This is a genomic window from Streptomyces sp. NPDC005181 (assembly GCF_040608395.1).
In the GTDB taxonomy this organism is placed as follows: Bacteria; Actinomycetota; Actinomycetes; order Streptomycetales; family Streptomycetaceae; genus Streptomyces.
In genome coordinates, this window is sequence record NZ_JBEXID010000053.1 from 16,838 (window position 1) to 33,977 (window position 17,140).

Here is a 17,140-nt window from a genome sequence, read left to right on the forward strand (position 1 = left end):
CAGGGTACTGTCGGCAATGTCACGCGCGGTGCGTCGTCGTGGACAGCATTTGTTTTGACCGGAGTCCGTGAGGTAGGTACGCTCAGACCTTGTGCCTGGGGTGTGCCTGGGCTCGTGTGCGTGTCCTCAACCGCATGGCGAGCCTGTCTTTTGGCCACCGCAATCTGCGCCCCTCCTGTCTTAGGGCAGGAGCCTGCAGCATTCGACACACCCGACCGCGTGGGTCGGCGACGTTCCAGGTTAGTTTCACGAACGGCACACAGAAACCGGAGAAGTAGTGCCTACGATCCAGCAGCTGGTCCGGAAGGGCCGGCAGGACAAGGTCGAGAAGAACAAGACGCCCGCGCTCGAGGGTTCGCCCCAGCGCCGCGGCGTCTGCACGCGTGTGTTCACGACCACCCCGAAGAAGCCGAACTCGGCACTCCGTAAGGTCGCGCGTGTGCGTCTGACCTCCGGCATCGAGGTCACGGCCTACATCCCGGGTGAGGGACACAACCTGCAGGAGCACTCCATCGTGCTCGTGCGTGGTGGCCGTGTGAAGGACCTGCCGGGTGTTCGTTACAAGATCATCCGCGGCTCCCTTGACACCCAGGGCGTCAAGAACCGCAAGCAGGCCCGCAGCCGCTACGGCGCCAAGAAGGAGAAGTAAGAATGCCTCGTAAGGGCCCCGCCCCGAAGCGCCCGGTCATCATCGACCCGGTCTACGGTTCTCCTCTTGTCACCTCGCTGATCAACAAGATCCTGCTCAACGGCAAGCGTTCCACTGCCGAGCGGATCGTGTACGGCGCCATGGAAGGCCTCCGCGAGAAGACCGGCAACGACCCGGTCATCACGCTGAAGCGCGCGCTTGAGAACGTCAAGCCCTCGCTCGAGGTCAAGTCCCGCCGTGTCGGTGGCGCCACCTACCAGGTGCCGATCGAGGTCAAGCCCGGTCGCGCCGCCACCCTCGCGCTGCGCTGGGTCGTGGGTTACTCCCGCGCCCGCCGCGAGAAGACGATGACCGAGCGCCTCATGAACGAGCTGCTCGACGCCTCCAACGGTCTTGGCGCTGCTGTCAAGAAGCGCGAGGACACCCACAAGATGGCCGAGTCCAACAAGGCCTTCGCGCACTACCGCTGGTAGTCGCTACCCACATCGAGACCGAGAGAAGATTGAGCCTTATGGCCACCACTTCGCTTGACCTGGCCAAGGTCCGCAACATTGGGATCATGGCCCACATCGACGCGGGCAAGACGACCACCACTGAGCGGATCCTGTTCTACACCGGCGTTTCGTACAAGATCGGTGAGGTCCACGACGGCGCTGCCACGATGGACTGGATGGAGCAGGAGCAGGAGCGCGGCATCACGATCACGTCCGCCGCGACGACCTGTCACTGGCCGCTCGATGATGTTGACCACACCATCAACATCATCGACACCCCGGGTCACGTCGACTTCACCGTCGAGGTGGAGCGTTCGCTCCGCGTCCTCGACGGCGCTGTCACCGTGTTCGACGGTGTCGCCGGCGTCGAGCCGCAGTCCGAGACCGTCTGGCGTCAGGCGGACCGCTACGGCGTCCCGCGTATCTGCTTCGTCAACAAGCTCGACCGTACGGGTGCCGAGTTCCACCGCTGCGTCGACATGATCGTCGACCGCCTCGGTGCGGTCCCGCTCGTCATGCAGCTCCCCATCGGTGCCGAAGCCGACTTCAAGGGCGTCGTCGACCTCGTGTCGATGAAGGCCTTTGTGTGGCCGGAAGAGGCCATCAAGGGCGAGATGTACGACACCGTCGACATCCCGGACACCCACATCGAGGCGGCTCAGGAGTGGCGCGGCAAGCTGCTCGAGGCCGTTTCCGAGAACGACGACCAGATGATGGAGCTGTACCTGGAGGGCGTTGAGCCCACCGAGGAGCAGCTGTACGAGGCGATCCGCCGGATCACCCTCGCATCGAAGGGCGGCGCGGGCTCCGTGACCGTCACCCCGGTGTTCTGTGGCACGGCGTTCAAGAACAAGGGCGTCCAGCCCCTGCTCGACGCGGTCGTCCGCTACCTGCCTTCCCCCCTGGACGTCGAGGCCATCGAGGGCCACGACGTCAAGGACCCCGAGGTTGTCGTCAAGCGCAAGCCCTCGGACGACGAGCCGTTCTCCGGCCTGGCGTTCAAGATCGCGAGCGACCCGCACCTCGGCAAGCTCACCTTCGTCCGGATCTACTCCGGTCGCCTCGAGGCCGGCACCGCGGTGCTGAACTCGGTCAAGGGCAAGAAGGAGCGCATCGGCAAGATCTACCGCATGCACGCGAACAAGCGTGAGGAGATCCCCTCGGTGGGTGCCGGTGACATCGTCGCCGTCATGGGTCTGAAGCAGACCACCACCGGTGAGACGCTGTGCGACGACAAGCAGCCGGTGATCCTGGAGTCCATGGACTTCCCGGCGCCGGTCATCCAGGTCGCCATCGAGCCGAAGTCCAAGGGTGACCAGGAGAAGCTGGGTGTAGCCATCCAGCGTCTCTCGGAGGAGGACCCCTCCTTCCAGGTCCACTCGGACGAGGAGACCGGCCAGACCATCATCGGTGGTATGGGCGAGCTTCACCTCGAGGTGCTCGTCGACCGCATGAAGCGCGAGTTCCGCGTCGAGGCGAACGTCGGCAAGCCCCAGGTCGCGTACCGCGAGACGATCCGCAAGGCCGTCGAGCGCATCGACTACACGCACAAGAAGCAGACTGGTGGTACCGGCCAGTTCGCGAAGGTGCAGATCGCCCTTGAGCCCATCGAGGGTGGCGACGCGTCCTACGAGTTCGTCAACAAGGTCACCGGTGGCCGCATCCCCCGTGAGTACATCCCCTCGGTGGACGCGGGTGCTCAGGAAGCCATGCAGTTCGGCATCCTGGCCGGTTACGAGATGGTCGGCGTCCGCGTCACCCTTCTCGACGGTGGTTACCACGAGGTCGACTCCTCCGAGCTCGCCTTCAAGATCGCCGGTTCGCAGGCGTTCAAGGAGGGTGCTCGCAAGGCGTCCCCCGTGCTCCTCGAGCCGATGATGGCCGTCGAGGTCACCACGCCCGAGGACTACATGGGCGATGTCATCGGTGACCTCAACTCCCGCCGTGGCCAGATCCAGGCCATGGAGGAGCGCAGCGGCGCTCGCGTCGTGAAGGGCCTCGTGCCCCTCTCGGAGATGTTCGGCTACGTCGGAGACCTCCGCAGCAAGACCTCGGGTCGCGCAAGCTACTCGATGCAGTTCGACTCCTACGCCGAGGTTCCGCGGAACGTCGCCGAGGAGATCATCGCGAAGGCCAAGGGCGAGTAACTCTCCCGAGCTCACGCTTTAGGCTTGTCACCGGAGCCTGACGGGGCATTCGTCGCAGAGCGCAAGCAATGCGGTGAATGCCCCCGGCCCCGGCATCCCAGCAAAGATCACCTGGCGCCGATGAAGCAAGGCGTACAGAACCACTCCACAGGAGGACCCAGTGGCGAAGGCGAAGTTCGAGCGGACTAAGCCGCACGTCAACATCGGCACCATCGGTCACATTGACCACGGTAAGACGACCCTCACGGCCGCCATTACCAAGGTGCTGCACGACGCGTACCCGGACCTGAACGAGGCCTCGGCCTTCGACCAGATCGACAAGGCTCCTGAGGAGCGCCAGCGCGGTATCACGATCTCGATCGCGCACGTCGAGTACCAGACGGCGTCGCGTCACTACGCGCACGTCGACTGCCCGGGTCACGCCGACTACATCAAGAACATGATCACGGGTGCGGCGCAGATGGACGGCGCCATCCTCGTGGTTGCGGCCACCGACGGCCCGATGCCGCAGACCAAGGAGCACGTGCTCCTGGCCCGCCAGGTCGGCGTTCCGTACATCGTTGTCGCCCTGAACAAGGCCGACATGGTGGACGACGAGGAGATCCTGGAGCTCGTCGAGCTCGAGGTCCGTGAGCTCCTCTCCGAGTACGAGTTCCCGGGCGACGACCTTCCGGTCGTCAAGGTCTCGGCGCTCAAGGCTCTTGAGGGTGACAAGGAGTGGGGCCAGACCGTCCTCGACCTGATGAAGGCCGTCGACGAGTCGATCCCGCAGCCCGAGCGTGACGTCGAGAAGCCGTTCCTGATGCCGATCGAGGACGTCTTCACGATCACTGGTCGTGGCACCGTCGTCACCGGTCGTATCGAGCGTGGCGTCCTCAAGGTCAACGAGACCGTTGACATCGTGGGCATCAAGCAGGAGAAGACCACCACCACGGTCACCGGCATCGAGATGTTCCGCAAGCTGCTCGACGAGGGCCAGGCCGGTGAGAACGTCGGTCTGCTTCTTCGTGGCATCAAGCGCGAGGACGTCGAGCGCGGCCAGGTCATCATCAAGCCGGGTTCGGTCACGCCGCACACCGAGTTCCAGGCGCAGTCCTACATCCTGTCGAAGGACGAGGGTGGCCGTCACACCCCGTTCTTCAACAACTACCGCCCGCAGTTCTACTTCCGTACCACGGACGTGACGGGCGTTGTGACCCTTCCCGAGGGCACCGAGATGGTCATGCCGGGTGACAACACCCTCATGAACGTCGTGCTGATCCAGCCGGTCGCCATGGAAGAGGGCCTGAAGTTCGCCATCCGTGAGGGTGGCCGGACCGTGGGCGCCGGCCAGGTCACCAAGATCGTCAAGTAATTACCTGACTGTCTGACCTGGTTGCTCCGCACAGAGCACCAAGGAGGGCCCCGGCCCGCCGCGCAAGCGGTGGACCGGGGCCCTTCGGCATTCCCCGGTGCTCGCCCTCACGGACGCCAGAGCCAGGGACGGGCGTCCGGTCCCAGGCCGACCACCGCCGGGCGTCCTGCGACGTACAGCGCGGGACCGTCGAGCGCCACCGGCCCTCGCGTCCGGACGGACAGCCGTTCGCCGGTACGCAGCTGGATCCGGCCCTCCTCGGTGCGGCCCAGCAGCACCGGCCCGAACGGCGAGTCGGCGGCGGTCACCGGCCCGTACCCGTCGAAGTCCGTCCGCTTCACGGCCGTCCTCCCGGTGACGGCCGTCAGCCGGGCCTGTGCTGCCGCCCGGTACAGCAGCTCGACGGAGCCCGTCCGCGGTGATCCGCGCGGCGGGCCCGTCACCCGGCACCGGCGCCCCGTCGATCTGCACATGGGCGGTCAGCCGCGCGCCAGGTGTCTCCTGCGTCCAGTGGTGCACCGCGTGATGCCCGGCGCCGTACACATGGACCAGACCGTGCCCGTCCACCACGGCGCTCAGCCCGTTCTGGATCTCGCAGCCTCCCAGGTCCGTCCACTCGCCCCACCGGCCGAACGCGCCCCGCACCCGCGTACTCACGTCCTTGTCCGCGTTCCGTACGAAAAGATGGACCCGCCCGTCGGGTGCGGTCACCGCCACCGGGACCCCGATCCGGCGGCCCCGGTCCGGGGGCGGTTCCGGGTTGCCCAGCCCGTGCCAGGCGCGGAAGGAGCCGCCCCGGGTTCGCTGTTCCAGGAGCACGATCTCCCGCTCGTTCTCCGCCCCGTGTCCGACGAGCGCCGCGAAGCGCAGCCCGAACAGGAGCAGCCTGCCGTCCGCCGTGACGACCTGGCCCAGCACCGGCGCGAGCGGCCCGCCTCCGAGATCGTCCGGCCCGTCCCAGACCCCGCTGCCGGGCGCGCTCTCGCGCCAGCGCACCAGCCGCAGCCCCAGCACCCCGTAGACGGCGAGCCGTCCGTCCGGCTCGGCGGTGACGGCGGGACGGGGTCCGGGATAGCAGTAGCGGGTGGAGCGGACCCAGCCTTTCCGGTTGGTCAGCGGCCGGTCGCCGCCCACGTTGTAGTCGCCGCAGCCCGCCCGGTTGCCGCATCTCCAGCCGGCCTCGCCGCCGTACGGGACCAGACGCGCGGCCTTCTCCTTCAGCACCCCGTGCGGCAGGTTCTTCGGCCAGTGCCGGTTGTAGTAGCCGTGGAAGGAGGTGGTGACGAACCGCGGCACGTTCCCACCGTCCTCGGTCGCGCGGGCCACCCAGCGGAGCAGCGCCGCCCAGGCGAACGAGGCGGCCGCGGTGTGGTCGGCATGGTCGGAGTAGCCCGGCTGCTCGATGTCCTGCCGGCGGACGGCCTCGGTGCTGTGCTGGATGTCCGGGTCCGGGTCGAGCGTGTGGACGACGGTCGGCCGGTACCGGTCGAACAGCCCGACGAGGACATCGAGCAACCCGTCGTACGTGTACGCACCCGCCCGCTCCAGCGGCGAGCCGTCGGCGACGACGGTTGCGCAGGTTCAGCGCCCGGTCGTGCCAGAGGCTGGGCAGACCGAGCCGCCCGCGGCCGATGTGCATCGCCGTATTGAGGAAGATCAGCTCGACCCGTCGGCCGCCGTCCGGCAGAGTGTTGATCTGCGCCCGGTGTCCGCCGGCCAGCCCGATGACGGACCTGTGCCAGCGGGTGAACACCGGCATCCCCAGCTGGGCCGCGTAGGACTGGCGCAACCCCTGGTGCCGGGCCGAGGAGTAGGCGGCCTTGTCGGGGGCGGGCAGCGGCCGGCCGGGGATCCTGTTGAGGCCGACGGACTCACCGGCGGTGAGGTACACACAGACCAGTGGTGTCCCGGCGGCCAGGGCCTGCTGCGTGTCCGGGTTCATGAAGTACAGATCGTCGTCCGGGTGGGCGAGGATCTGCATCATCAGGGCCGGCCGGGGGCCGGCGATCGGGAGACCGGGGGCCGGGTTGGCCATGGGGTCGCTGCGCCGCGGAAACGGTACCGGACAGGCACCGACGCCCACCAGGGCGGCCGCCGCGGCCACTCGGACGACGCTGCGCCGACGCACCCCGCCACCGCCGCGCTCCGGGCCGGATCGATCCGTCACGCGCCGTACTCCGTCCGCTCACTCCGTCGAAGCGGCCGGTCGGTACCGCTCCTCGCGGCAGATTAGACGGCGATCGGGGCGCTCACGGTGAGTGCCGCGGCTACACGCCGGACCGACCGGCGCACCAGATAGACATCGATCGGGTCCTCGCGCTCCAGCGTGAACCCGTGGCGCTCGTACAGCCGACGGGCCGCGCTGCCCTGCACGACGTCGAGGCGGACGTCCGCCCCGTCCGCGTCGGCGCGCTCCAGCAGGGTCCGCAGAACGGCGGAGCCGATCCCCTGGCCCTGCAGAACGGGGGAGAGGTAGAAGTTCTCCAGCCACCAGCCGTTGTCGACCGGACGCAGGGTGACGCAGCCGGCGATCTCGCCGTCCGCGAGGACGACCGAGGTGTGCTCCGGCGCGAAGATGTCCCGCAGCCGCTGCCGCACACGATGCTCGTCGTACCGGCCGAGGCGCTCCAGATCCGGGCGCATGACGAGGGCCCGGAGTTCGGTCATGGCCTCGAGATCCGCGGACTGCGCCGGGCGCAGCGTCCAGGCCGGCTTGGTGCTCGTATCCATGTCCGGAGTATCCCAGCGGCCGTGCGGCGGGCCTGAGCGGACCCGGTCACGCGCGTGCGGCGTGCTGTTGGTCACGGCGGCCGGTAGGTCCGCATCGGCCGTATCCGGACCTACCGGCATCGCCGCAGCTCCCCGGCGATGCCCGGCCGCGTTTGACCAGTCGGCCACGGGGGGTAAGATCCTCCGCCCGATTGGCCAGCGCCGTGCTGGCTATGGCACACTGACCAGGTTGCTCGGTTGAGTGTCAATGCTGCGCGCCTCCCGCCGGGAGGACCGGAAGCGAGTCCCACAGTACTCGTCGGCCCCATGCGGGCCGGACGTACGGGAATCTTCCGGGAAGTGACAGTGGGGCGTCGACCAGGCACCCGGTGGGTGTTCCGCCCCCGGTTCCGCGGTCCCACGGCCCGCACCCCCTTGGTTGGGAAATCCTTCGGGATTTCTGCGTAGAGGGGATGCGACACGCCCGACCGCGTGGGTCGGAGGTGGAGTTACGAGAGCCCTCGGGTTCCAGAGCGTTACGAGAGACAGGACTACTAGTAGCCATGGCGGGACAGAAGATCCGCATCCGGCTCAAGGCCTACGACCACGAGGTCATCGACTCCTCGGCGAAGAAGATCGTCGAGACGGTGACCCGCACTGGTGCGTCGGTCGCAGGCCCGGTGCCGCTGCCCACTGAGAAGAACGTGTACTGCGTCATCAAGTCGCCGCACAAGTACAAGGACTCGCGCGAGCACTTCGAGATGCGCACGCACAAGCGCCTCATCGACATCCTCGACCCCACGCCGAAGACGGTTGACTCGCTCATGCGTCTCGACCTGCCTGCCGGCGTCGACATCGAGATCAAGCTCTGAGGTGACGCGCGAGATGGCTAAGAACATTAAGGGCGTCCTGGGCGAGAAGCTCGGCATGACCCAGGTCTGGGACGAGAACAACCGGGTTGTCCCGGTGACCGTCGTCAAGGCCGGGCCCTGCGTCGTCACTCAGGTCCGCACCAACGACAGCGACGGCTACGAGTCGGTCCAGATCGCCTTCGGCGAGATCGACCCGCGCAAGGTGAACAAGCCCCTCAAGGGCCACTTCGCCAAGGCCGACGTGACCCCGCGCCGCCACCTGGTGGAGCTCCGCACCCCTGACGCCAGCGAGTACACGCTGGGCCAGGAGGTCACTGCCGCAGTGTTCGAGTCCGGCGTCAAGGTTGACGTCACGGGCAAGAGCAAGGGCAAGGGCTTCGCCGGTGTGATGAAGCGCCACAACTTCAAGGGTGGCAAGGCGTCCCACGGTGCCCACCGTGTGCACCGTATGCCCGGCTCCATCGGTGGCTGTGCCACCCCCGGCCGTGTCTTCAAGGGCATGCGCATGGCGGGTCGCATGGGCAACGAGCGCGTCACCACCCAGAACCTGACCATCCACGCGGTTGACGCGGAGAAGGGTCTGCTCCTCATCAAGGGCGCAGTCCCCGGTCCGAACGGCGGCCTCGTCCTGGTCCGTACCGCGGCCAAGGGGGCTTGAGGTAATGAGCACCATTGACATCCTTTCGCCGGCAGGCGACAAGGCCGGTACCGTCGAGCTCCCCGCGGAGATCTTCGACGCGAAGACCAGCGTTCCGCTGATCCACCAGGTCGTTGTCGCTCAGCTGGCTGCTGCCCGCCAGGGCACGCACAAGACCAAGCGTCGCGGCGAAGTCCGTGGTGGTGGCCGCAAGCCGTACCGCCAGAAGGGCACCGGCCGCGCCCGCCAGGGTTCGACCCGTGCGCCGCAGTTCGTCGGCGGTGGCGTCGTCCACGGCCCGCAGCCGCGTGACTACTCGCAGCGCACCCCGAAGAAGATGAAGGCTGCCGCCCTGCGCGGTGCCCTCTCCGACCGGGCACGCCACTCCCGCATCCACGTCGTCACCGGCGTGGTCGACGGTGCTGTCTCCACGAAGGCCGCCAAGACGCTGCTCGGCAAGATCTCGGAGCGCAAGAACGTGCTCCTGATCGTCGACCGCGCCGACGAGGCCGCGTGGCTGTCCGCCCGCAACCTGCCCCAGGTGCACATCCTGGAGCCGGGCCAGCTCAACACGTACGACGTGATCGTCTCCGACGACGTGGTCTTCACCCAGGCCGCTTTCGAGTCCTTCGTGTCTGGCCCCAAGGCCGATGAGACCGAAGGGAGCGACGCCTGATGAGCGAGGCGACCGTAACCAGCAAGACCTTCACGGACCCGCGCGACGTTCTCGTCAAGCCGGTCGTTTCCGAGAAGAGCTACGCGCTGCTCGACGAGAACAAGTACACGTTCATCGTCGCGCCCGGCTCCAACAAGACCCAGATCAAGCAGGCCGTGGAAGCGGTCTTCTCGGTCAAGGTCACCGGGGTCAACACGATCAACCGGCAGGGTAAGCGCAAGCGCACCAAGACCGGTTTCGGCAAGCGCGCCGACACCAAGCGCGCCATCGTGACCCTCGCCGAGGGCGACCGTATCGACATCTTCGGCGGTCCGACCGCCTAAGGGCGGTCTGGATCGTCCGAAATCGGACGAGGACTGAGAAATGGGTATCCGCAAGTACAAGCCGACGACCCCGGGCCGTCGTGGCTCCAGCGTCGCCGACTTTGTCGAGATCACGCGGTCCACGCCGGAGAAGTCGCTGGTCCGCCCCCTGCACAGCAAGGGCGGCCGTAACAACGCCGGTCGTGTGACCGTTCGCCACCAGGGCGGTGGCCACAAGCGCGCCTACCGAGTGATCGACTTCCGTCGTCACGACAAGGACGGCGTGCCGGCCAAGGTCGCGCACATCGAGTACGACCCGAACCGCACCGCGCGCATCGCGCTCCTGCACTACGCGGACGGCGAGAAGCGCTACATCATCGCGCCGCGTGGACTGACGCAGGGCGACCGTGTCGAGAACGGCCCGGCCGCCGACATCAAGCCCGGTAACAACCTGGCGCTGCGCAACATCCCGGTCGGTACGACCATCCACGCCATCGAGCTGCGGCCCGGCGGCGGCGCGAAGTTCGCCCGTTCCGCGGGTGCCTCCGTGCAGCTGCTGGCGAAGGAGGGCACCATGGCCCACCTTCGTATGCCGTCGGGTGAAATCCGCCTGGTCGACGCCCGCTGCCGCGCCACCATCGGTGAGGTCGGCAACGCCGAGCAGTCGAACATCAACTGGGGCAAGGCCGGCCGCATGCGCTGGAAGGGCGTTCGCCCGACCGTCCGCGGTGTTGCGATGAACCCGGTTGACCACCCGCACGGTGGTGGTGAAGGCAAGACCTCCGGTGGTCGCCACCCGGTCTCGCCGTGGGGTCAGAAGGAGGGTCGTACTCGCTCGCCGAAGAAGGCATCGAGCAAGTACATCGTCCGCCGCCGCAAGACGAACAAGAAGCGCTAGGAGCGGGTTTAGATGCCGCGCAGTCTCAAGAAGGGGCCCTTCGTCGACGGCCACCTCATCAAGAAGGTGGACGTACAGAACGAGGCAGGCACCAAGAACGTCATCAAGACCTGGTCCCGTCGCTCGATGATCGTCCCGGCCATGCTGGGTCACACCATCGCGGTGCACAACGGCAAGATCCACGTCCCGGTGTTCGTCACCGAGTCGATGGTCGGCCACAAGCTCGGCGAGTTCTCGCCGACTCGCACCTTCCGCGGCCACGTCAAGGACGACCGGAAGTCGAAGCGCCGCTAACGCGGGGTGACTGACTATGACTTACACCGAAGGGACAACCATGGAAGCCAGGGCCCAGGCGCGGTACATCCGCGTCACGCCCATGAAGGCCCGCCGAGTGGTGGACCTCATCCGTGGCATGGATGCCACGGAGGCTCAGGCGGTCCTGCGTTTCGCCCCGCAGGCCGCGAGCGTGCCGGTTGGCAAGGTGCTTGACAGCGCCATTGCCAACGCTGCACACAACTACGACCACACCGACGCCTCTTCGCTGGTCATCAGCGAGGCGTACGTGGACGAGGGCCCGACCCTGAAGCGGTTCCGTCCGCGTGCTCAGGGCCGTGCCTACCGGATCCGTAAGCGGACCAGCCACATCACCGTGGTCGTCAGCAGCAAGGAAGGAACCCGGTAATGGGCCAGAAGGTAAACCCGCACGGGTTCCGGCTCGGCATTACCACGGACTTCAAGTCCCGTTGGTACGCCGACAAGCTGTACAAGGACTACGTCAAGGAAGACGTTGCCATTCGTCGCATGATGACGAAGGGCATGGAGCGGGCCGGCATCTCGAAGGTCGAGATCGAGCGCACCCGCGACCGCGTCCGCGTTGACATCCACACCGCCCGCCCGGGCATCGTCATCGGTCGCCGTGGCGCCGAGGCCGACCGCATCCGTGGCGAGCTGGAGAAGCTGACCGGCAAGCAGGTCCAGCTGAACATCCTCGAGGTCAAGAACCCCGAGGTGGACGCTCAGTTGGTGGCCCAGGCCGTCGCCGAGCAGCTCTCCTCCCGCGTCTCCTTCCGTCGTGCCATGCGCAAGAGCATGCAGAGCTCGATGAAGGCCGGCGCCAAGGGCATCAAGATCCAGTGCGGTGGCCGCCTCGGCGGCGCCGAGATGTCCCGTTCGGAGTTCTACCGCGAGGGCCGCGTGCCCCTGCACACGCTCCGTGCGAACGTCGACTACGGCTTCTTCGAGGCCAAGACGACCTTCGGCCGCATCGGTGTGAAGGTCTGGATCTACAAGGGCGACGTCAAGAACATCGCCGAGGTCCGCGCCGAGAACGCTGCTGCCCGCGCTGGCAACCGCCCGGCCCGTGGCGGCGCTGACCGCCCGGCCGGCCGTGGTGGCCGCGGTGGCGAGCGTGGCGGTCGCGGTCGCAAGCCGCAGCAGTCCGCGCCGGCAGCCGAGGCCCCCAAGGCCGACGCTCCCGCCGCCGCTGCTCCGGCTGAGAGCACCGGAACGGAGGCCTGACCGAAATGCTGATCCCCCGTAGGGTCAAGCACCGCAAGCAGCACCACCCGAAGCGCAGCGGTATGTCCAAGGGTGGCACGCAGGTTGCGTTCGGCGAGTACGGCATCCAGGCGCTGACCCCGGCGTACGTGACGAACCGCCAGATCGAGGCAGCTCGTATCGCGATGACCCGCCACATCAAGCGTGGCGGCAAGGTCTGGATCAACATCTACCCGGACCGCCCCCTGACGAAGAAGCCTGCCGAGACCCGCATGGGTTCCGGTAAGGGTTCTCCCGAGTGGTGGATCGCGAACGTCAAGCCCGGTCGGGTGATGTTCGAGCTGTCCTACCCGAACGAGAAGATTGCTCGTGAGGCGCTTACCCGCGCTGCTCACAAGCTTCCGATGAAGTGCCGGATCGTTCGGCGCGAGGCAGGTGAGTCGTGATGTCGGCCGGTACCAAGGCGTCCGAGCTGCGCGAGCTGGACAACGAGGAGCTCCTCAACAAGCTCCGCGAGGCCAAGGAAGAGCTGTTCAATCTCCGCTTTCAGGCGGCGACCGGACAGCTCGAGAACCACGGCCGGCTCAAGTCCGTCCGTAAGGACATCGCCCGGATCTACACCCTGATGCGCGAGCGCGAGCTGGGCATCGAGACGGTGGAGAGCGCCTGATGAGCGAGAAGACTGTGACTGAGACGAACACCGACCGCGGTTTCCGCAAGACCCGTGAGGGTCTGGTCGTCAGCGACAAGATGGACAAGACCGTCGTCGTCGCTGTCGAGGACCGTGTCAAGCACGCGCTGTACGGCAAGGTCATCCGCCGTACGAACAAGCTCAAGGCGCACGACGAGCAGAACGCCGCCGGCGTCGGCGACCGTGTCCTCCTCATGGAGACCCGGCCGCTGTCCGCCACGAAGCGGTGGCGCGTCGTCGAGATCCTCGAGAAGGCCAAGTAATTCCTGAGGGGCACTCCCCTCAGGCAAGTTCCGCCAGGCTCGGTGGGGTTCGGACCTACCCAGGTTCGAACCCCGCCGGGAACCGGCAGACGATCAGGAGATAGACGTGATCCAGCAGGAGTCGCGACTTCGAGTCGCCGACAACACGGGTGCGAAGGAAATCCTCACCATCCGTGTTCTCGGTGGTTCGGGTCGCCGCTACGCGGGCATCGGTGACGTCATCGTCGCCACCGTCAAGGACGCGATCCCCGGTGGCAACGTGAAGAAGGGTGACGTCGTCAAGGCCGTCATCGTTCGCACCGTCAAGGAGCGTCGTCGTCAGGATGGCTCGTACATCCGCTTCGACGAGAACGCCGCCGTCATTCTGAAGAACGACGGCGACCCCCGCGGCACCCGTATCTTCGGCCCGGTGGGCCGTGAGCTGCGCGAGAAGAAGTTCATGAAGATCATCTCGCTCGCGCCGGAGGTGCTGTAAGCATGAAGATCAAGAAGGGCGACCTGGTTCAGGTCATCACCGGTAAGGACAAGGGCAAGCAGGGCAAGGTCATCGTGGCCTATCCCGTGCAGAACCGTGTCCTCGTCGAGGGTGTCAACCGGGTCAAGAAGCACACGAAGGCCGGTCAGACGGCTCGCGGCTCGCAGACCGGTGGCATTGTCACCACCGAGGCCCCGATTCACGTCAGCAACGTTCAGCTGATCGTGGAGAAGGACGGCAAGAAGGTCGTCACCCGCGTCGGCTACCGCTTTGACGACGAGGGCAAGAAGATCCGCGTTGCCAAGCGGACCGGTGAGGACATCTGATGACTGCCACCACTGCGCCGCGTCTCAAGACGCGCTACCGCGAGGAAATCGCCGGCAAGCTGCGTGAGGAGTTCTCGTACGAGAACGTCATGCAGGTTCCCGGTCTGGTCAAGATCGTGGTCAACATGGGTGTGGGCGACGCCGCCCGCGACTCCAAGCTGATCGATGGCGCCGTGCGCGACCTCACCACGATCACCGGCCAGAAGCCGGCCGTCACCAAGGCCCGCAAGTCCATCGCGCAGTTCAAGCTGCGCGAGGGTCAGCCGATCGGCTGCCACGTCACCCTTCGTGGTGACCGGATGTGGGAGTTCCTGGACCGTACGCTGTCGCTCGCGCTGCCGCGTATCCGTGACTTCCGTGGCCTGTCGCCGAAGCAGTTCGACGGCCGTGGCAACTACACCTTCGGTCTCACGGAGCAGGTCATGTTCCACGAGATCGACCAGGACAAGATCGACCGGGTCCGGGGCATGGACATCACCGTGGTCACCACGGCGACCAATGACGACGAGGGTCGTGCCCTCCTTCGTCACCTCGGCTTCCCGTTCAAGGAGAACTGACCGTGGCGAAGAAGTCTCTGATCGCTAAGGCCGCCCGTAAGCCGAAGTTCGGCGTTCGCGGGTACACCCGCTGCCAGCGCTGCGGCCGGCCCCACTCCGTCTACCGCAAGTTCGGCCTGTGCCGCGTGTGCCTTCGTGAGATGGCTCACCGTGGCGAGCTGCCGGGCGTGACCAAGAGTTCCTGGTAATTCTTCTTCGCCCTCTGGGCGTTGGGAATTGACGGAAGCTCTCGGTAAGCATCTGGTCGGCAGGAGTCCGGCCTCACATGCCGTAAGCTTGTGGGGTTGGGCGCCTGCCGCCCAAGACCGACTTACTACGCCGTAGGTCCCCGCACCGCACCCGTCCCGCCACTGAGTGGGGAGAGGGATGGCGCATACAGGAAACCCCGGCGAGAGAGGCCGAAGGCCAATTCATGACCATGACTGATCCCATCGCAGACATGCTCACGCGTCTGCGTAACGCGAACTCGGCGTACCACGACGACGTCGTGATGCCGCACAGCAAGATCAAGTCGCACATCGCGGAGATCCTCCAGCAGGAGGGCTTCATCACGGGCTGGAAGGTCGAGGACGCCGAGGTTGGCAAGAACCTCGTCCTCGAGCTGAAGTTCGGCCCGAACCGCGAGCGCTCGATCGCCGGCATCAAGCGAATCTCGAAGCCGGGTCTGCGTGTATACGCAAAGTCCACCAACCTGCCGAAGGTCCTCGGCGGCCTGGGCGTGGCGATCATCTCCACGTCCCACGGTCTCCTGACCGGCCAGCAGGCTCAGAAGAAGGGCGTAGGTGGGGAAGTCCTCGCCTACGTCTGGTAGTCGGGAACGGAGGAATAGCTAATGTCGCGAATCGGCAAGCTCCCCATCCAGGTTCCCGCCGGTGTGGACGTCACCATCGATGGCCGCACGGTCGCGGTGAAGGGGCCCAAGGGTTCCCTCTCGCACACCGTTCCCGCCCCGATCGAGGTCACCAAGGGTGAGGACGGCGTTCTGAACGTCGTCCGCCCGAACGACGAGCGTCAGAACAAGGCCCTTCACGGCCTGTCCCGCACGCTGGTGGCGAACATGATCACCGGTGTGACCCAGGGATACATCAAGGCGCTCGAGATCAGTGGTGTCGGTTACCGCGTCCAGGCGAAGGGCTCCAACCTGGAGTTCGCCCTGGGCTACAGCCACCCGATCCTGATCGAGGCCCCGGAGGGCATCACCTTCAAGGTGGAGTCCCCCACGAAGTTCTCCGTCGAGGGCATCGACAAGCAGAAGGTCGGCGAGACCGCGGCCAAGATCCGCAAGCTGCGGAAGCCTGACCCGTACAAGGCCAAGGGCGTCAAGTACGCCGGCGAGGTCATCCGCCGCAAGGTCGGAAAGGCTGGTAAGTAGCGATGGCATACGGCGTAAAGATCGCCAAGGGCGACGCATACAAGCGTGCCGCCCTCAAGCGTCGCCACATCCGCGTCCGCAAGCACATCTCCGGTTCGCCGGAGCGTCCCCGCTTGGTCGTGACGCGATCCAACCGCCACATGGTCGCTCAGGTCATCGACGACATCGCGGGCCGCACGCTCGCGTCGGCGTCGACCCTGGACGTGTCCATCCGTGGTGGCGAGGGTGACAAGAGCGCCCTGGCCAAGCAGGTCGGGGCCCTGGTCGCCGAGCGTGCCAAGGCCGCAGGCGTCGAGGCCGTCGTGTTTGACCGCGGTGGTAACCAGTACGCCGGGCGGATTGCCGCTCTGGCTGACGCCGCCCGTGAAGCCGGGCTGAAGTTCTAAGCCCCGGTTCCTACGCACAGCGGACGTAACAGAGAGAGGTAAATCCAATGGCTGGACCCCAGCGCCGCGGAAGCGGTGCCGGTGGCGGCGAGCGGCGGGACCGGAAGGGCCGTGACGGCGGCGCAGCTGCCGCCGAGAAGACCGCGTACGTTGAGCGCGTTGTCGCGATCAACCGCGTCGCCAAGGTTGTGAAGGGTGGTCGTCGCTTCAGCTTCACCGCGCTGGTCGTGGTGGGCGATGGTGACGGCACCGTCGGTGTCGGTTACGGCAAGGCCAAGGAAGTTCCCGCGGCCATTGCCAAGGGCGTGGAAGAAGCCAAGAAGAACTTCTTCAAGGTTCCGCGTATCCAGGGCACCATCCCTCACCCGATCACGGGTGAGCGGGCCGCGGGTGTCGTGCTGCTGAAGCCGGCGTCCCCCGGTACCGGTGTTATCGCCGGTGGCCCGGTGCGCGCCGTTCTGGAGTGCGCCGGCGTTCACGACATCCTGTCGAAGTCGCTTGGCTCGTCCAACGCGATCAACATCGTGCACGCGACCGTGGCGGCCCTCAAGGGCCTGCAGCGTCCCGAGGAGATCGCGGCTCGCCGTGGTCTGCCCCTCGAGGACGTCGCCCCCGCGGCTCTGCTTCGTGCACGTGCGGGAGCGGGTGCGTAATGGCTCGCCTCAAGATCACGCAGACGAAGTCGTACATCGGCAGCAAGCAGAACCACCGCGACACCCTTCGTTCGCTCGGGCTCAAGCGCCTGAACGACGTGGTTGTCAAGGAGGACCGTCCCGAGTTCCGCGGCATGGCTCACACCGTCCGCCACCTCGTGACGGTTGAGGAGGTCGACTGA

At 66.5% G+C, this 17,140-nt stretch carries 25 protein-coding genes and 1 pseudogene; 24 read left to right on the forward strand and 2 right to left on the reverse strand.

Translation table 11 applies throughout. The features are described from left to right. Positions 1 to 277: 277 nt before the first annotated feature. The 4 genes from rpsL to tuf all read left to right on the forward strand — a co-directional run bounded on the left by rpsL (position 278) and on the right by tuf (position 4,644). Complete coding sequence (gene rpsL, locus ABZV38_RS27370) at positions 278 to 649, forward strand: 30S ribosomal protein S12 (RefSeq protein WP_003948652.1); 372 nt, start codon at positions 278 to 280, stop codon at positions 647 to 649. A gap of 2 nt (positions 650 to 651) precedes the next feature. Next, on the forward strand, positions 652 to 1,122 hold the full coding sequence (gene rpsG, locus ABZV38_RS27375; RefSeq protein WP_030977935.1) for a 30S ribosomal protein S7: 471 nt from the start codon (positions 652 to 654) through the stop codon (positions 1,120 to 1,122). 38 nt (positions 1,123 to 1,160) lie between these two features. After that, complete coding sequence (fusA, locus tag ABZV38_RS27380) at positions 1,161 to 3,290, forward strand: elongation factor G (RefSeq protein WP_356331117.1); 2,130 nt, start codon at positions 1,161 to 1,163, stop codon at positions 3,288 to 3,290. 160 nt (positions 3,291 to 3,450) lie between these two features. Continuing rightward, complete coding sequence (gene tuf, locus ABZV38_RS27385; RefSeq protein WP_356331118.1) at positions 3,451 to 4,644, forward strand: elongation factor Tu; 1,194 nt, start codon at positions 3,451 to 3,453, stop codon at positions 4,642 to 4,644. 107 nt (positions 4,645 to 4,751) lie between these two features. Here tuf and ABZV38_RS27390 read toward each other — a convergent pair. Beyond that, a pseudogene (locus ABZV38_RS27390) lies at positions 4,752 to 6,679 on the reverse strand (PIG-L family deacetylase). 194 nt (positions 6,680 to 6,873) lie between these two features. Beyond that, on the reverse strand, positions 6,874 to 7,374 hold the full coding sequence (locus ABZV38_RS27395) for a GNAT family N-acetyltransferase (protein WP_356331119.1): 501 nt from the start codon (positions 7,372 to 7,374) through the stop codon (positions 6,874 to 6,876). A 542-nt stretch (positions 7,375 to 7,916) separates the two neighbouring features. Between ABZV38_RS27395 and rpsJ the strand changes: the two genes are divergently transcribed. The 20 genes from rpsJ (at position 7,917) to rpmD (ending at position 17,140) form a co-directional block, all read left to right on the forward strand. Then, complete coding sequence (gene rpsJ, locus ABZV38_RS27400) at positions 7,917 to 8,225, forward strand: 30S ribosomal protein S10 (protein WP_003948644.1); 309 nt, start codon at positions 7,917 to 7,919, stop codon at positions 8,223 to 8,225. 13 nt (positions 8,226 to 8,238) lie between these two features. Next, positions 8,239 to 8,883, forward strand: a complete 645-nt coding sequence (rplC, locus tag ABZV38_RS27405) for a 50S ribosomal protein L3 (RefSeq protein WP_030914132.1) — start codon at positions 8,239 to 8,241, stop codon at positions 8,881 to 8,883. A gap of 4 nt (positions 8,884 to 8,887) precedes the next feature. Beyond that, positions 8,888 to 9,538: a 50S ribosomal protein L4 gene (gene rplD, locus ABZV38_RS27410; RefSeq protein ID WP_356331120.1), complete on the forward strand. Its 651-nt coding sequence runs from the start codon at positions 8,888 to 8,890 to the stop codon at positions 9,536 to 9,538. Beyond that, a complete protein-coding gene (gene rplW / locus ABZV38_RS27415) occupies positions 9,538 to 9,861 on the forward strand; it encodes a 50S ribosomal protein L23 (RefSeq protein ID WP_030914135.1) in 324 nt (107 codons plus the stop codon). Before rplD ends, rplW begins: the two co-directional genes overlap by 1 nt. A 40-nt stretch (positions 9,862 to 9,901) precedes the next feature. Beyond that, positions 9,902 to 10,738, forward strand: a complete 837-nt coding sequence (gene rplB, locus ABZV38_RS27420; RefSeq protein ID WP_093773282.1) for a 50S ribosomal protein L2 — start codon at positions 9,902 to 9,904, stop codon at positions 10,736 to 10,738. 12 nt (positions 10,739 to 10,750) lie between these two features. Beyond that, positions 10,751 to 11,032: a 30S ribosomal protein S19 gene (gene rpsS, locus ABZV38_RS27425; protein ID WP_003966956.1), complete on the forward strand. Its 282-nt coding sequence runs from the start codon at positions 10,751 to 10,753 to the stop codon at positions 11,030 to 11,032. A gap of 40 nt (positions 11,033 to 11,072) precedes the next feature. Continuing rightward, a complete protein-coding gene (gene rplV / locus ABZV38_RS27430; protein WP_004571827.1) occupies positions 11,073 to 11,420 on the forward strand; it encodes a 50S ribosomal protein L22 in 348 nt (115 codons plus the stop codon). Next, positions 11,420 to 12,256 carry a 30S ribosomal protein S3 gene (rpsC, locus tag ABZV38_RS27435; RefSeq protein ID WP_037688007.1) on the forward strand — a complete coding sequence of 279 codons (837 nt, stop codon included), beginning with the start codon at positions 11,420 to 11,422 and terminating at the stop codon, positions 12,254 to 12,256. Before rplV ends, rpsC begins: the two co-directional genes overlap by 1 nt. A gap of 5 nt (positions 12,257 to 12,261) precedes the next feature. Further along, a complete protein-coding gene (gene rplP / locus ABZV38_RS27440) occupies positions 12,262 to 12,681 on the forward strand; it encodes a 50S ribosomal protein L16 (protein ID WP_014047785.1) in 420 nt (139 codons plus the stop codon). Continuing rightward, positions 12,681 to 12,905 (forward strand): 50S ribosomal protein L29, encoded by a 225-nt coding sequence (gene rpmC / locus ABZV38_RS27445; RefSeq protein ID WP_356331121.1) that lies wholly within the window; start codon positions 12,681 to 12,683, stop codon positions 12,903 to 12,905. The genes rplP and rpmC overlap by 1 nt, the downstream gene beginning before the upstream one ends. Continuing rightward, complete coding sequence (gene rpsQ / locus ABZV38_RS27450) at positions 12,905 to 13,189, forward strand: 30S ribosomal protein S17 (protein ID WP_030977953.1); 285 nt, start codon at positions 12,905 to 12,907, stop codon at positions 13,187 to 13,189. Before rpmC ends, rpsQ begins: the two co-directional genes overlap by 1 nt. 106 nt (positions 13,190 to 13,295) lie before the next feature. Continuing rightward, complete coding sequence (gene rplN / locus ABZV38_RS27455) at positions 13,296 to 13,664, forward strand: 50S ribosomal protein L14 (protein ID WP_003966950.1); 369 nt, start codon at positions 13,296 to 13,298, stop codon at positions 13,662 to 13,664. A 2-nt stretch (positions 13,665 to 13,666) separates the two neighbouring features. Further along, positions 13,667 to 13,990, forward strand: a complete 324-nt coding sequence (rplX, locus tag ABZV38_RS27460) for a 50S ribosomal protein L24 (RefSeq protein ID WP_266982596.1) — start codon at positions 13,667 to 13,669, stop codon at positions 13,988 to 13,990. Then, positions 13,990 to 14,547 carry a 50S ribosomal protein L5 gene (rplE, locus tag ABZV38_RS27465; protein ID WP_006126888.1) on the forward strand — a complete coding sequence of 186 codons (558 nt, stop codon included), beginning with the start codon at positions 13,990 to 13,992 and terminating at the stop codon, positions 14,545 to 14,547. The genes rplX and rplE overlap by 1 nt, the downstream gene beginning before the upstream one ends. Before the next feature lie 2 nt (positions 14,548 to 14,549). Next, positions 14,550 to 14,735 (forward strand): type Z 30S ribosomal protein S14, encoded by a 186-nt coding sequence (locus ABZV38_RS27470; RefSeq protein WP_024491590.1) that lies wholly within the window; start codon positions 14,550 to 14,552, stop codon positions 14,733 to 14,735. A 224-nt stretch (positions 14,736 to 14,959) separates the two neighbouring features. Further along, positions 14,960 to 15,358, forward strand: coding sequence for a 30S ribosomal protein S8 (rpsH, locus tag ABZV38_RS27475; protein ID WP_030977958.1), 399 nt, complete (start codon positions 14,960 to 14,962; stop codon positions 15,356 to 15,358). Positions 15,359 to 15,379: 21 nt separating this feature from the next. Beyond that, complete coding sequence (gene rplF / locus ABZV38_RS27480) at positions 15,380 to 15,919, forward strand: 50S ribosomal protein L6 (RefSeq protein WP_356331122.1); 540 nt, start codon at positions 15,380 to 15,382, stop codon at positions 15,917 to 15,919. Between the two features lie 2 nt (positions 15,920 to 15,921). Next, the gene (gene rplR / locus ABZV38_RS27485) at positions 15,922 to 16,305 is read left to right on the forward strand and encodes a 50S ribosomal protein L18 (RefSeq protein WP_356331123.1); all 384 of its coding nucleotides are present in this window, start codon (positions 15,922 to 15,924) and stop codon (positions 16,303 to 16,305) included. 47 nt (positions 16,306 to 16,352) lie between these two features. After that, positions 16,353 to 16,958, forward strand: coding sequence for a 30S ribosomal protein S5 (gene rpsE / locus ABZV38_RS27490; RefSeq protein WP_030977962.1), 606 nt, complete (start codon positions 16,353 to 16,355; stop codon positions 16,956 to 16,958). Next, positions 16,958 to 17,140 (forward strand): 50S ribosomal protein L30, encoded by a 183-nt coding sequence (rpmD, locus tag ABZV38_RS27495; RefSeq protein ID WP_030914154.1) that lies wholly within the window; start codon positions 16,958 to 16,960, stop codon positions 17,138 to 17,140. Before rpsE ends, rpmD begins: the two co-directional genes overlap by 1 nt.

What these genes read in the sequence shown, in the direction of transcription:
- rpsG (WP_030977935.1), top strand. Translation starts at nt 652, where the DNA reads ATGCCTCGTAAGGGCCCCGCCCCGAAGCGCCCGGTCATCATCGACCCG.
- fusA (WP_356331117.1), top strand. Translation starts at nt 1,161, where the DNA reads ATGGCCACCACTTCGCTTGACCTGGCCAAGGTCCGCAACATTGGGATC.
- ABZV38_RS27395 (WP_356331119.1), bottom strand. Translation starts at nt 7,374, where the DNA reads ATGGATACGAGCACCAAGCCGGCCTGGACGCTGCGCCCGGCGCAGTCC.
- rpsJ (WP_003948644.1), top strand. Translation starts at nt 7,917, where the DNA reads ATGGCGGGACAGAAGATCCGCATCCGGCTCAAGGCCTACGACCACGAG.
- rplC (WP_030914132.1), top strand. Translation starts at nt 8,239, where the DNA reads ATGGCTAAGAACATTAAGGGCGTCCTGGGCGAGAAGCTCGGCATGACC.
- rplD (WP_356331120.1), top strand. Translation starts at nt 8,888, where the DNA reads ATGAGCACCATTGACATCCTTTCGCCGGCAGGCGACAAGGCCGGTACC.
- rplW (WP_030914135.1), top strand. Translation starts at nt 9,538, where the DNA reads ATGAGCGAGGCGACCGTAACCAGCAAGACCTTCACGGACCCGCGCGAC.
- rplB (WP_093773282.1), top strand. Translation starts at nt 9,902, where the DNA reads ATGGGTATCCGCAAGTACAAGCCGACGACCCCGGGCCGTCGTGGCTCC.
- rpsS (WP_003966956.1), top strand. Translation starts at nt 10,751, where the DNA reads ATGCCGCGCAGTCTCAAGAAGGGGCCCTTCGTCGACGGCCACCTCATC.
- rplV (WP_004571827.1), top strand. Translation starts at nt 11,073, where the DNA reads ATGGAAGCCAGGGCCCAGGCGCGGTACATCCGCGTCACGCCCATGAAG.
- rpsC (WP_037688007.1), top strand. Translation starts at nt 11,420, where the DNA reads ATGGGCCAGAAGGTAAACCCGCACGGGTTCCGGCTCGGCATTACCACG.
- rplP (WP_014047785.1), top strand. Translation starts at nt 12,262, where the DNA reads ATGCTGATCCCCCGTAGGGTCAAGCACCGCAAGCAGCACCACCCGAAG.
- rpmC (WP_356331121.1), top strand. Translation starts at nt 12,681, where the DNA reads ATGTCGGCCGGTACCAAGGCGTCCGAGCTGCGCGAGCTGGACAACGAG.
- rpsQ (WP_030977953.1), top strand. Translation starts at nt 12,905, where the DNA reads ATGAGCGAGAAGACTGTGACTGAGACGAACACCGACCGCGGTTTCCGC.
- rplX (WP_266982596.1), top strand. Translation starts at nt 13,667, where the DNA reads ATGAAGATCAAGAAGGGCGACCTGGTTCAGGTCATCACCGGTAAGGAC.
- rplE (WP_006126888.1), top strand. Translation starts at nt 13,990, where the DNA reads ATGACTGCCACCACTGCGCCGCGTCTCAAGACGCGCTACCGCGAGGAA.
- rpsH (WP_030977958.1), top strand. Translation starts at nt 14,960, where the DNA reads ATGACCATGACTGATCCCATCGCAGACATGCTCACGCGTCTGCGTAAC.
- rplF (WP_356331122.1), top strand. Translation starts at nt 15,380, where the DNA reads ATGTCGCGAATCGGCAAGCTCCCCATCCAGGTTCCCGCCGGTGTGGAC.
- rplR (WP_356331123.1), top strand. Translation starts at nt 15,922, where the DNA reads ATGGCATACGGCGTAAAGATCGCCAAGGGCGACGCATACAAGCGTGCC.
- rpsE (WP_030977962.1), top strand. Translation starts at nt 16,353, where the DNA reads ATGGCTGGACCCCAGCGCCGCGGAAGCGGTGCCGGTGGCGGCGAGCGG.
- rpmD (WP_030914154.1), top strand. Translation starts at nt 16,958, where the DNA reads ATGGCTCGCCTCAAGATCACGCAGACGAAGTCGTACATCGGCAGCAAG.